This window comes from Nostoc sp. NMS7 (assembly GCF_017115085.1).
In the GTDB taxonomy this organism is placed as follows: Bacteria; Cyanobacteriota; Cyanobacteriia; order Cyanobacteriales; family Nostocaceae; genus Nostoc.
Genome location: NZ_JABXKJ010000259.1, coordinates 16,171 through 28,500, shown reverse-complemented (window position 1 = coordinate 28,500; position 12,330 = coordinate 16,171). Strand labels below are relative to the sequence as shown.

At 42.5% G+C, this 12,330-nt stretch carries 12 protein-coding genes; 5 read left to right on the top strand and 7 right to left on the bottom strand.

Annotated features, from left to right (window positions below):
• Positions 1–282 precede the first annotated feature (282 nt).
• Entirely contained in the window at positions 283–933 is a 651-nt protein-coding gene (locus HWQ38_RS37760; RefSeq protein WP_292804816.1) for a sigma-70 family RNA polymerase sigma factor, read from the top strand.
• Between the two features lie 257 nt (positions 934–1,190).
• On the opposite strand, the gene HWQ38_RS37755 is transcribed toward HWQ38_RS37760, so the two are convergent.
• Positions 1,191–2,126, bottom strand: a complete 936-nt coding sequence (locus HWQ38_RS37755; protein ID WP_292804813.1) for an alpha/beta fold hydrolase — start codon at positions 2,124–2,126, stop codon at positions 1,191–1,193.
• 135 nt (positions 2,127–2,261) lie between these two features.
• On the opposite strand from HWQ38_RS37755, the gene HWQ38_RS37750 reads away from it, so the two are divergent.
• Together HWQ38_RS37750 and HWQ38_RS37745 are read left to right on the top strand one after the other, a co-directional pair.
• Positions 2,262–3,146, top strand: coding sequence for a shikimate dehydrogenase (locus tag HWQ38_RS37750; RefSeq protein WP_292804828.1), 885 nt, complete (start codon positions 2,262–2,264; stop codon positions 3,144–3,146).
• Positions 3,147–3,456: 310 nt separating this feature from the next.
• Positions 3,457–4,659 (top strand): alpha/beta hydrolase, encoded by a 1,203-nt coding sequence (locus HWQ38_RS37745; RefSeq protein ID WP_292804810.1) that lies wholly within the window; start codon positions 3,457–3,459, stop codon positions 4,657–4,659.
• A gap of 392 nt (positions 4,660–5,051) precedes the next feature.
• On the opposite strand, the gene HWQ38_RS37740 is transcribed toward HWQ38_RS37745, so the two are convergent.
• The gene (locus HWQ38_RS37740; protein WP_292804807.1) at positions 5,052–5,663 is read right to left on the bottom strand and encodes a hypothetical protein; all 612 of its coding nucleotides are present in this window, start codon (positions 5,661–5,663) and stop codon (positions 5,052–5,054) included.
• Positions 5,664–6,174: 511 nt separating this feature from the next.
• Here HWQ38_RS37740 and HWQ38_RS37735 point away from each other — a divergent pair.
• A complete protein-coding gene (locus HWQ38_RS37735; protein WP_292804805.1) occupies positions 6,175–6,606 on the top strand; it encodes a biotin carboxylase in 432 nt (143 codons plus the stop codon).
• A 152-nt stretch (positions 6,607–6,758) separates the two neighbouring features.
• Here the strand turns inward: HWQ38_RS37735 and HWQ38_RS37730 are convergent, their stop codons facing one another.
• From HWQ38_RS37730 to upp, 4 genes are all read right to left on the bottom strand, one after another.
• The gene (locus tag HWQ38_RS37730; protein ID WP_292804802.1) at positions 6,759–7,523 is read right to left on the bottom strand and encodes an Rpn family recombination-promoting nuclease/putative transposase; all 765 of its coding nucleotides are present in this window, start codon (positions 7,521–7,523) and stop codon (positions 6,759–6,761) included.
• 113 nt (positions 7,524–7,636) lie between these two features.
• Positions 7,637–7,888 (bottom strand): YggT family protein, encoded by a 252-nt coding sequence (locus HWQ38_RS37725; protein ID WP_292804799.1) that lies wholly within the window; start codon positions 7,886–7,888, stop codon positions 7,637–7,639.
• Positions 7,889–8,022: 134 nt separating this feature from the next.
• Positions 8,023–8,376 (bottom strand): hypothetical protein, encoded by a 354-nt coding sequence (locus tag HWQ38_RS37720; RefSeq protein ID WP_292804825.1) that lies wholly within the window; start codon positions 8,374–8,376, stop codon positions 8,023–8,025.
• Positions 8,377–8,451: 75 nt separating this feature from the next.
• Positions 8,452–9,102 (bottom strand): uracil phosphoribosyltransferase, encoded by a 651-nt coding sequence (gene upp, locus HWQ38_RS37715; protein ID WP_292804822.1) that lies wholly within the window; start codon positions 9,100–9,102, stop codon positions 8,452–8,454.
• A gap of 285 nt (positions 9,103–9,387) precedes the next feature.
• Between upp and crtH the strand changes: the two genes are divergently transcribed.
• The gene (gene crtH, locus HWQ38_RS37710) at positions 9,388–10,890 is read left to right on the top strand and encodes a carotenoid isomerase (protein WP_292804796.1); all 1,503 of its coding nucleotides are present in this window, start codon (positions 9,388–9,390) and stop codon (positions 10,888–10,890) included.
• A 561-nt stretch (positions 10,891–11,451) separates the two neighbouring features.
• Here crtH and HWQ38_RS37705 read toward each other — a convergent pair.
• Complete coding sequence (locus HWQ38_RS37705) at positions 11,452–12,159, bottom strand: nitroreductase (RefSeq protein WP_292804793.1); 708 nt, start codon at positions 12,157–12,159, stop codon at positions 11,452–11,454.
• Between the last annotated feature and the right edge of the window lie 171 nt (positions 12,160–12,330).

Here is a 12,330-nt window from a genome sequence, read left to right as displayed (position 1 = left end):
CTCTAATTAACTCAGCCCTGCTGGGTCATTTTGCATGGCTTAGTCTAAACTCCAGTTAACTGGTGATGGTAAGAAAAAGACTGGATCGCACGTTTAATTTGCTTTGAAATTAGGTAGATATGGAATTCCAAAAACAAAAGCCTCGTTTTACCAACGGGGCTTTTTGGTGCGTGTCATCAGCATAGTTCTATCGTGTCTGACTTAAACCCTTAAAAAGGTAATTTTTTCGGGCGTTGTTATACGCAATACTAAGATATTCTTGCTTTCTTCGCCAAGATTGTCATGGTTCAATTCGATGAACAGCTACGTCGCTTAGTTACCGAAGCCTGTGGACACCCACCTGGAAGCCCTCAGCGTCAGAAGCTGCTTACGAAAATTATTCGCTTGACAGCAAGTAAACTCTGGAGGGAAAATACTCCCTACTATCAAGATGCACTACAACAAACTTGGTTGTATTTCTGCCGCAATGTTTGTGAAGGTTTGACAGGTCAAACTTATGACTCCACCTATGGGAGTGTGATCACCTGGCTGAATGCTTACCTAAGAAGGAGACTACAAGACTTTTACATTAACCAAAACCGGGAACAAGCCACAACAGTCCCTCTTTGGGTTCGTCACTCTACATCGGGTGGAACAGGTGAAACTATTGATCCTGTAGATAACCTCCCAGCTACTCCCCAAACACCTCCCATTCTAGAAAACTTGGAGATATGGGCTAAGACAGATTCTGAAGGAGAATTACGCCATACTTACATTAAAGGGCGTCCAGATGTGAATTGTCAGGTGTTAATTCTCAAACGACTACCCCCGGAAGTTAGCTGGAGAGAATTATCTGTGGAATTTGGGCTGTCAATTCCGACATTAAGCAGTTTTTATCAGCGCCAGTGTCTACCACGTTTGCGTAAATTCGCCGAATTGGAGGGACTTTTATAAAAAAGATATTTGGTGAAAAAGAATGTAGAGACGTAGCAGTGCTACGTCTCTACAAGGTTTCTAGATAAAGCATATTTAACTCATCCCCCGACTTGAAGCCGGGGGTAAATCGAAGTCATTAGTTATTAGTCATTAGTCATTAGTACCAATGACTAATGACAATGGAAAGGCGGGCGGCTATCCCGGACACCCCTCTTGTTGGGATGGGATTCCCGCCGATTTTCGTTAAATTTTGGAGATGTCTAAAGCTTATTCACTTACTTAATAGACAAAACCCAATCGCCTAAAAGTTGGTTTACTCTATCGGGTACTTCATCATGGGGACAATGACCTGCTGTTAAAAAATGTTCTGTGAGTTCAGGATAATATTGACGAAATTTTTGGGAACGTTCTCTAGCATTCATCCAAGGGTCGGCTTCTCCCCATAACATCAATAAAGGACAAGTTAATTGTTTTAGTAGCAGATCAACTTTTTCCCCTTGAGGAGTGCTAAAAACTGAAACAAATACATCCAACGCACCAGAATCGAAAGCAGGACGAGAAATTTCTTCTACTAATTGGTCTGTAATTGCACTCTTGTCAAGATAAACTTTTTCTAGAGTTTGGCGGATTACCCAACGTTGTCGCACGTATTGAAATAACAAAAACTGGGCTAAAGGTTGTTGAAGAATCCACTTAACCGAGTCACCCAGTAGTGTCTGTAAAGAAGAAGTTTGTTTAGGTGGCTGAATTTCGGATTGTAAAGCTTCAGGTTCAGATGTAGGCTGGCTTTCGCTAAAAGGCCCTGCACTATTGAGCAATACTAAACCAGCCGCACTGTCGGGACGCTGTGCTGCAACACACAAGCCAGCGTAGCCACCAAGGGAATTACCCGCTAATACTGCTTTTTGACCAATTACTTCAGTGATAAAATCATGGAGTTGGTCACGCCATAAGTCGCCACTATACTGCAATTTTGGTTTTGCCGATCGCCCGAATCCCAAAAGGTCGATCGCAAATACTTCAAAATCTTGAGACAATCCTGTGATATTCTTGCGCCAGTGGTCTGTGGAAGCACCAAATCCATGTACCAAAAGCAAGGGCGGACGTTGCGATTGTTTTTCTCCCGCACGCACGTAGTAAACGTTATGCCCTCGCCACTGCCAATATTTACCAGGAGTTGGGGTTGTAGAGGGGGCTGTAGTTGCCTGCATAATCAAAAGAAATGTTAAGTAGCTTTTAATAATTGTAGGCTAGGTGGGGAGTGGGGAGTGAGGAGTGGGAGATGAGGGAGATGAGGGAGACAAGGGAGATGAGGGGAATAACCCATGTCTAATAACAAATCACAAATGACTAAAGAAAGATTGATTACAGGCAAAACTAAACTACTAGGGGTGATTGGACATCCAGTGGAACATTCACGATCGCCACTGATGCATAATGCCGCGATCGCTCATTTAAAATTAGATTACGTTTATCTTCCCTTTCCCATAGCACCAGAGAATTTAGAAATAGCGATCGCAGGTTTCGCCGCTATTGGTGTTGTTGGTTTTAGTGTCACAATACCTCATAAACAAGCAATCATGCCCTTACTCTCAGAAATTACACCTCTTGCTCAAACTATCGGAGCAGTTAATACTGTCAGTCGCCAAAATAATAAATGGGTAGGGACAAACACAGATATAGAAGGATTTATCGCTCCTTTGCAGACAACGTATAAACAAGATTGGAGTCAGAAGGTAGCGGTAATTTTAGGCAATGGTGGGGCAGCCAGGGCAGTTGTAGCAGGTTGTCACCAGCTAGGTTTTGCCAAAATTCATGTTGTTGGGCGTAATGTGCAGAGATTACAAGAATTTCGCAATAGTTGGAACAATTCACCCATAAGTGAAAATTTACAAGTTCATCAATGGGAGGAACTTTCAAAGCTAATTCCTCAAGCTAATCTGCTGGTAAACACAACTCCTATCGGGATGTATCCCAAGGTTGATGAGTCGCCTTTGAGTGTAGAGGAAATAGCGAGTTTACCAACGGGTGCGATCGCCTACGATTTAATATATATTCCTAAACCGACGCAATTTCTAGAGCAAGCAGAAAAACAAGGTGTAATTGCGATCGATGGCTTAGAAATGCTAGTTCAACAAGGAGCAGCAGCATTAAAAATTTGGTTGCAGCAGGAAACTGTACCTGTAGAAGTTATGCGCCAAGCGTTGAGTGAGGATTTGGGTTTAGGTTGATGAAGAAATAATTTCAAAGGGCGGTTAGAAACCGCGCGCCATTTGCTTCTCCCTTGGCGCTAGCCTCTCCCTTTGGGAGAAGGGGAGACGCTGCGCGAACAAGTCGGCAAAGCCGCCCAACGCACTGGCTTGTCTACACAGGGAAAACTCACCTCAGTAGGTTTCAAACACTCAATTTTTCCTTAGTCTGCGGAGGCAGACTTTGTTTGTATAGCCGCGAATTCCATTCGCCAGGGCTGGGCTATTGCCAACCTAAGCATTGGCGGATAGATTGTACTTCTTTGGAGTCGTTATTACCGCACTTTAATTTATGTTTGCTAAACCCAAAATATTTTTATCATGGCTTGCATTATTACTCAGTTTTGCAAGTCTATTTCTTAGCTCTTGGATTATTCTTCCGCCTCCAAATATGTTTTTACTCACGTTAGCAGTGGGAGCGCCAGAAGTCAGTCCTTGGTTATTATTATTAAACTTACTCTCTTTATTACTTTCTTTTTTCTACATCCGTCGCCGTAAACTACAACGCCTAGCTTGTATTTTCAGTTTGATAGGATTGCTAATTTGTGGATGGGTGTTAGTGAATATTCCACTAACTCAAATACAGATGGTTAAATCGATGAAACAAGGATTGGGAGCAAATTATCTAGAGCAAATTCCAGCTCAAGTAAGCGCTAAAATGCAAACCCATCCCTTTGACTTAGTTCATTTCTTCCGGGGTATTCCATTAGGCAAAATGCGTCATCAAAAAGATATTCTCTTTGCTTCTCCTGCGGGAGTGCCTTTAAAAATGGAAGTTTACCAACCTTCAGAGGTAGGAAAATATCCAGCAGTGATAGTAATTTATGGTGGTGCTTGGCAATATGGCAATCCTCATGCCAATTCCGAGTTTAATCAATATCTTGCTAATCATGGATATACAGTATTTGCGATCGACTATCGACACGCACCTAAATATCAGTTCCCATCTCAGTTAGATGACGTGCGTACAGCCCTAAATTTTGTTCGCAAACATGCAGCTGAATATGAAGCCGATCCAGAACGTATGATACTTTTGGGACGTTCTGCGGGAGCGCACTTAGCAATGTTAGCAGCTTATCAACCAGATGCACCACCGATTCGGGCTGTGGTGAACTATTACGGGCCTGTTAACTTAACTGAAGGATACAAAACACCGCCAAATCCCGATCCCATTCACAGCCGCGCTGTTTTAAAAGCATTTCTCGGTGGTTCTTTAGAAGAATTACCTAATCAGTATCAAATTGCTTCACCGATAAATTACCTGACGCACCCTTTACCGCCAACTTTACTAATTTATGGCAGTCGTGACAATTTGGTAGAAGCACGATTTGGCAGACAAATGTATGAACGTTTACATGATTCTGGTAACACTGCGGTTTTTCTAGAAATTCCTTGGGCAGAACACGCTTTTGATGCTGTTTTCAACGGTGTGAGCAATCAATTAGCGTTGTATTATACTGAGAGGTTTTTGGCTTGGGCGTTGTTCAACCAATAATTTTATTAACATCCAGCAGCAGTCAGAGTATAAGGGAACTCCAAGAAATAAATTATCCAATATTGTGGGGTGGGCATCTTGCCCGCCCAGTTTATATGGCGGGCGAGACGCCCACCCCACAAGAGTTAATTGAATATTTTTTTATTTGGAAGTCCCTAAAGACTCATCAACGAGTATCAAAGACTCATTAACGGAGTTCTGATGTGGATGAACGGAGTTCTGATGTGGATGAACGGAGTTCTGATGTGGATGAACGGAGTTCCGAGGTGGATGAACGGAGTTCCGAGGTGGATGAACGGAGTTCCGAGGTGGATGAACGGAGTTCTGAGGTGGATGAACGGAGTTCAAAGACTCAATCAGATTTACTGAGCACTAGCACTCAATACTCAGCACTATTTTTGAGGCCAGCGCCAGTTATAGCGATTCCATTCGTAGATGCCTTGAATTTCATACTCAGCGCCATTGAAGAAGCGGACGACGCAATTAGTAGAGGAATCATTGCAATCGCTAATTTCCTCGACCTTAATCACCATACAGGGAAACCATTCGCGCTTACAAGGGCCATCCTCTTGCACCCATTCCCATAATGCATTGGAAGTTTCAATGCGATCGCCTACTCTCAGCTTTAGTGCATCCTCAAAATAAGAATACTTATCAAAATGACATGATTCAACACGATTGAGCCACTGTAAACCATAGCGTTTGCGAATGAATTGTACTGTTCCAGAGTCATTTTCCCGCAGCCAGTCGTTGAGCAATTGCACTTTCCAAGTGCGGTTACATTGTTCTTCATCCTTAACAAAATTTAAAAATGCTTCTAACTCTTCTGGGGTAAGTTCGTCTAAGGGATTAGCAATATTTGACATTCCAGAGCTAGAATTTCCCTGAATTTGCTCGACGACTTGCAGTAATATCTGTTTCTGTGTGTCAGTGAGAGGACAGCTTGCGGCATCACAATCATTAAAGGCTGCGAACATAGCTGCTTCAATCTCATCTGGAGTCATAAGTTAATCGCAATTGAGGGTTTATTTCCCTAATTATTACAAAAGTTAAATTAAAGTCTCCAATCACCCTGTAGTTAAATATAGACATAAACCACGTCTATCTTGAAATCTGTAGTTCTTCGCTGATGAAAAGGATTTGCCCTCATCCCCCAGCCCCTTCTCTCAGATTTGGGATTCGGGGAGCCAGAATTTCAAAGTCCCTCTCCCATATCTGGGAGAGGGATTTAGGGTGAGGGGCGAAAACTACGCTTATAAACTTAGATGAAGTTTAATTAAACGTAAGATGCTTAATATTCAGGGAAGTCAGGAGAAAAACTTCATTCTGTCTCTTGTCTCCTGGGTTCTTGATATCGGGTTGATATTTTCTAGTCTTGATTTACTTATCACCTAGTTAGGGAAATTGCCATGACTGTTGCGAATCAATCAGGGAAGTAAAGAATAGGGAGTAGGGGTATGCTGTAAGCTGAGGTTATAAGTTACATAATTATTGAATCAAATCACGGAGTCTTTTATGCGGTTGCGCTCACTCACGGTCGTTTTTATTTCCTGTCTCATCACCTTTCTATCGTGGGCGATCGCTCCCACAGCTGTAGCCCTGACACAGATTAAACTATTTGATGTATCTTATAAAGATTGTCCACCAGAACTAGCACAAGGGGCTGTTATCAGTAGTGGTAGCGCAGCTGCTAATTGTTTTATTGTCATTGGCAAAGCCGAAAATGCTACTAATAAAACAGCTTACGACGCAGATATTTTTGGACGCATCTATGATGCCAATAATGACTCAGTAATGCAAAACCGCACTCGCTTAGGCTCTATTGCTGAGGTGCCACCAGGCATTAGCGATTTTGAATTGAGAATTTCTGTACCGGCAAATCAGCCCTTACCTTTGAAGTTAAAGCAGTTCAAGGCTGCCGGATTTAGCGGTCAAGTCCGTAAGTAATAAATTTTAACTTTTACCGCTATAAGTCCCGCACTTTATCCAAAGATTCGGTGTCGGGATGAATAGTGTACAAATAAGAATAGTCTTCTTCACAGAATGTAGCGTGTAGCGATGTTCCTCTGATAGTAAAATCCTACTTTAGGAATAGTTCTCTAATTAAGAGATTTCCTAATGATTTCAACATCTAATTCTAATAATTCTGCTATTTCCTGAATACTTAGCCCTTTTTGTACTAATTTAGCTACTAGTTCTAACTTTGCTTCTTCTTTTGCTTCTTGATAAACTCTGGTTTGTTTCAGTAAATTTAAATTCAGCATAGCTTCTATCTCCTCTCGGTTAAAATTAGGAAACTTGTAAACAATAATCTCTTCTATAAATTCTAAAACTTTTCTTTGGATAAGAACATCGGCTAATTCCAATCTAGCTTTGTCAATTAACTGTTTAGCAAGCTCTGGGGCTTTGTTGTCAGTTTCTACGACCAATCGGACAATTCCTACACCCAGAGATCCTTCAGTTACTACCTCAAGTTCATCCAGATAAAAGCAGCGTAAATGAGGCTCTAACAAGGCACGATAATGTAAAGGACAGGATGTTTCATTGCTGTGCTTATCATAAATGACTATTGCATACCATTCAGAAGTGACTGGTTTATATTGAGAAAAGTAAAGGAAAATACTTGTAAATAAACGGTCATAAAATTCTTCATCTTTGTAAAACTGAACTTCTACAAAATAAAGGGGTTCATTAGCAAATTCTTTTAGAGGAGAAAATACTCCATCTAAACGAAAAGAACGTTGTTTAATTTCTGGTGCGATAAACTCATAAGCATTGGTATTAGTATTAGATTGACCAATAAGTTCAAATAAAACACTAGGAAATTGTTTAAATATATCGTAAAATATAGCGTCAGTTTTCAATTATTGCATCCCTAATTATCCATAATTAGCCTTGAAATTGCATAAGTCTGAGCTAGTTAGCCCAGACCTAAAATTCATTAGTTGAAGTGCAGCAAACTGCAAATTCTGCCTGATCAGATGCCTTGCAGGCCACCACCTACTAGTTGAAGCAGTATAATAGCTAACATTGGAGAAAAATCCATCCCGCCCAATGGGGGAATAATTCTGCGAAACAGATTGAGATAAGGATCGGTTATCTGGCTCAAAGCGGCAAATGGTTGGTTGTACCAGTTGATTGTCGGGAACCAGGTCAATAAAACCCGAATAATTAGCAAAAGAGTATAAATCTGGATGAAAGTAGCTAGAGTGTTAATCAGAAGGTACATGGATTTGTTGGTTTCCTACTAAGTGTCAAAGACGGTCTTATCTTTTAATTTTAATTTAGTCCATGTCATGGTGTTTGCAGATTCCACCCAGATTTACCACACTTGACACTTTCACCACGCCTGAATAAAAAATCTCAGGAATCTTTAGTGAGGGAGCGGTCATTGGTTGCTTGGGGTGAACCGGCATTAACATTTCCCAGTTGCTTCCGCACTTCATCAATTGTGGCATTTAGCTGGGCAATTTTATCTTCTAGCGATCGCCTAGCCGTTTCTATACCAATACTTTCACTTTCTGAGGCTTTCATCTGACGCCGCTTTGCTGCTATTTTCTTAGCTTCGGCTTGGCTATCTGTCAGTTCTGCCTCTTCATCTGCTAGCAATTCCGGCTCGCGTCGAGAAGCAATCAGTGCCCCGACGATACCGCCAAATACGCCACCAACAAATGCCCCCGCTAAAAAACCACTGCCAAAACCATCTCGCTGACTCATATCTTTACCGCCTTCAACAAACCTTGCAACTTTTACAGTAGTTATGCTATTTCCCTGCCCTAGCTGCATACTAGCTTAAGTCCCAAAGATGCGATCGCCTGCATCTCCCAATCCCGGTACAATATATCCCTTGCTGTTTAGTTTTTCGTCAATAGTTGCCGTGTAAATTATCAAACCTGGATAAGCTTCACTCAGTTTTTGCAAAGCTGGTGGAGCCGCCACTACACAAACAATCCGCATTAGGGCAGGATCAGCACCCCGTTGTGTCAATTCTGCCATTACCGCCATGATCGACCCTCCTGTTGCCAACATCGGATCGGTAATTAACACTCGTGTTTGGGGGTCAAATTTTTCTGGTAACTTATTCAGATAACAATGAGGTTGCAGTGTTTCTTCATCTCGCGCCAAGCCAAAGTGGTAAATCGATGCTAAAGGTAATAAAGTCTGCGCTCCCTCAAGTAAGCCTAGTCCAGCTCGCAAAATCGGTACTACTGCCATAGGCATTTGCGGATCAATCACAGTCGCCAGACAGGTATCCAAGGGACTCTGCACCGATATTTCTTGGGTCGGCAACCAGTCTCGCACAGCTTCATAAGTCAGCCATCTTCCCAACTCAGTCATCGCACTGCGAAATAATACTGAAGGTGTACCTGCATCACGGGCAACTGCCAGCCAGTGTTTGATCAGAGGATGGGGTGGAACATAAACGCGCAATTGTAGCGTCATAGCCAGAAAAGTGGGACTTTTTATTGTATAAGAACTGAAACACCATAATACTCTTTCCTGCATCCGGCTGACGGCTAAAATTAAGACTCTCAATTTTATTGATAAAATTTTTCATTAGTACTTGACATTTATTCTCAATCAAGGCTATATTCTTCTACAGTGTTCTCCTCTCTTTTAAGGATCGGCAGACGGGATTAGCCAGCAGCAGCAGGCTCGTCCCTCTTTTTTTTTGATTGGGGCATTGGGCATTGGGGATGGAGGAAAATAACTAATGACTAATGACTAATGACTAATATGCAAGATATTGATGCGATCGTGATTGGGTCTGGGATTGGCGGATTAGTAACAGCGACCCAGTTAGCGGCCAAGGGAGCAAAAGTGCTGGTGTTGGAACGTTATTTGATTCCAGGTGGGAGCGCTGGTTATTTTGAACGCCAAGGCTATCGATTCGATGTTGGCGCATCAATGATTTTTGGGCTGGGAGAAAATGGTACAACTAACTTACTCACCCGTGCATTATCAGCTGTAAATGTCAGCCAAGAAGCGATCGCAGATCCAGTGCAGATTCACTATCATCTACCCCAAGGTTTAGACTTGAAGGTTGACTGGGTTTATGAAAAATTTTTGCAAAATCTTACTGCTCATTTTCGCCATGAAGAACAGGGGATTCGTCGCTTTTATGACGAATGCCAAAAAGTATTCAAGTGTCTCAACAGCATGGATTTGCTGTCATTGGAAGAACCTCGGTATTTACTGCGGGTATTTTTCCAGCATCCTTTGGCGTGTCTCGGTTTAGTTAAGTATCTGCCTCAAAATGCCGGGGACGTGGCGCGGCGCTACATCAAAGACCCGCAATTATTGAAATTTATCGATATGGAATGTTATTGCTGGTCGGTGGTTCCATCAGACATGACACCAATGATTAATGCTGGGATGGTCTTTTCTGACAGGCATTATGGCAGAGTTAACTATCCTAAAGGTGGAGTCGGACAAATTGCCCAAAAACTGGTGGAAGGTCTAGAGAAAGCTGGAGGTAAGATTCAGTACCAAGCTAGAGTTACAAAAATTCTCACAGAACAGGGAAAAGCCGTAGGTGTGCAACTGGCTAATGGTAAAGTATATCGGGGTAAACGCATAGTTTCTAATGCTACACGCTGGGATACATTTGAACAATTACTACCAGCAGAAAAAATGCCAGATAATGAGAAAAAGTGGCAACAAAATTATCAAAAATCTCCCAGCTTCTTGAGTTTGCATATAGGGGTAAAGGAGTCTGTTTTACCTGCGGGGACAGAGTGCCACCACATTTTGCTGGAAGATTGGGAAAAGATGACAGCAGCAGAAGGTACACTTTTTGTTTCGATTCCCACATTGCTTGACCCAGATTTAGCACCAAATGGATATCACATCATTCATGCCTTCACGCCTGACTGGATTGATGAGTGGCAAGAACTTTCTCCGAGTCAGTACGAAACGAAGAAAGAAGAGGCAGCTTGGCGAATTATTGACCGCCTAGAGAAGATTTTTCCAGGTTTAGATGCCGGATTGGACTATTTAGAAGTGGGGACACCGCGCACTCATCGCCGCTTTTTGGGTCGTGAAGATGGCACTTATGGGCCAATTCCCCGGCGCAAGTTGTGGGGGTTATTGAAGATGCCCTTTAATCGCACAGCTATTCCAGGACTTTATTGTGTAGGGGATAGTACCTTTCCGGGTCAAGGGTTGAATGCAGTCGCTTTTTCTGGGTTTGCTTGCGCCCACCGCATTGCCGTAGATTTAGGATTTTAATGTACATCAATCAAGGTGATTACAGGAACAGCCTACGCAAAAAGCGGCGTTGCAGGGGGGGAATTTTAGAATTTGCCAAATCATCCCGATTTATCTGCAACGCCCAAAAACCTTGGTAAGCGGATAGCATTATCAGTGAAGCTGGTAGCTTCTCCAACAATCTGAGTAACTCTCAATACGATTCGGTTAAGTCCGGATATTTTTTTGAACGGTTTTAAAAGGCTTTCAGCGCTCACGGTTTCAGTTCGAGCTATTATAGCAGTCGCCAAAGCCGTTAGGACAGTTCGCGGGAAACGCGCCTTCAAGAGCGTACTTTGTGATTTTATTGCTGTCCTAAGCTTCCTGTCCGTTACTATATTTTCAAAGTTAGCTCTACATCTGACTTTGAAAATAATATCCCGCCTACGGCTGAATCAGAGCTTGAGGTCTACAACCTGCTCAATTTTTGTTAGAAGTATTGAAATAGCAGATAATTGATAAACATCTTTCCAAGCTTCCGGCTTCAATAAAGATCCTTAAAACTATCTCTGGGAGTGCATTTTAGCGATTTTCCCACAAATCTTACGCTCTAATAAGAGTATTCCAATCACTTCTATGTGCTAGCTCAAGATCGTCGAGAAATGAGATATTTTTCTCAACGGGATCGCGGTTAATATGCAGGTGATTAGGGGGAAAATCAGGATCGGTATAGCCAACGGCTATACCGCAGAGGATCGATAATTCCGGTGGGATATTTAACTCGCTGCGAATGATTTCAGGATAAGCGGCTAGCGAAACCTGAGCGCAAGTGCCCAGTCCACGAGCAGTCAGACTCAGCATCAGCGTTTGTAAATAGATCCCTACACTTAAAGCATCTGCATCGCCTAGTTCTCGGTGCATACAGACGATACCGACCATTGGGGCATCAAAAAATTCGTAATTACGCAGAACGGCTCGTTCTCGACTCGCTGTATCCTCACGAGCAATTCCCATTGCTCCATAGACTTGTTCACCTAGTTCCTGGCGGTAATGCTGGAATGCCTCTGGCAGTTGAGCGATTTTGGGTAGCTGAGACTCGTCAAAATGCTGCGCTTGCTTTAGCAAAGCCTTTTTCAGTTGATCGCGTCGAGTACCTTCAGCAAATACTACCCGCCACGGCTGGGTATTGGAATTCGACGGCGCGAGCTGTGCTAAAGCAAGAGCTTCATCGAGTAAAATTCGCGGCACGGGTTTGGATAAGAATTTTCGGGTTGAGTGCCGATCTTTGATAGTTTGGTCGAGATCGAACATGTTTAATAAACCTCTATGAGAAAGAGTACTGAAGATTCAATTTTTCCTACAAGTTTGCCGCATGAAGATCCGATTGTTTTTATACACCTCTAAACTTCCAGACTGCGGGTTATCCAACGTGCCATCCCACACCCAATATTCATAATTTCTATTCCGAAACTTATACACTCG